General features: G+C 45.4%; 1 protein-coding gene. It reads right to left on the bottom strand.

From position 1 onward, the window contains the following. Positions 1–105: 105 nt before the first annotated feature. Positions 106–436, bottom strand: a 331-nt coding sequence (locus tag IV512_RS19775) for a lysine exporter LysO family protein (RefSeq protein ID WP_209406495.1), incomplete at its 5' end; no start/stop codon positions are given.

Genomic DNA, 436 nt, shown 5'->3' with positions numbered 1-436 from the left:
AACAAATTTTTTTACTGAACTTATCATGAAAGGTCTGCATTATGTGACAGTACGCAGTCCGTATGGCGACCAACAAGTTGAGTTTTGCGCGTATTGATTGTGTGATTAGCCAAAACTTGAAAATACCACCATTAACACTGGTGAGATGATATTGACCAAAAATCCAAAGCTCATCGCAAGCGGTACCACTTCATTCCCCCCTGAGCTTTGGATGACAGGCAAAGTAAAATCCATAGTAGTTACCCCGCCCAAACCCACCGCCGTGGTTGGGTATTTGCGAATCAGCATAGGGATAAACAGTAGCGCCGTGAACTCACGTAACAAATCATTGAGCAATGCCACACTTCCCCAAACTGCGCCATACGCATCAGTCATGATAATTCCCGACAACGAATACCAGCCATAGCCAGAGGATAGCGCTAAGCCTTGGGTGAAG

Source organism: Pseudozobellia sp. WGM2 (assembly GCF_017810075.1).
In the GTDB taxonomy this organism is placed as follows: domain Bacteria; phylum Bacteroidota; class Bacteroidia; order Flavobacteriales; family Flavobacteriaceae; genus JADNYK01.
The sequence above is the reverse complement of the archived record's forward strand: the minus strand, read 5'-3'. Positions and strand labels throughout refer to the sequence as shown.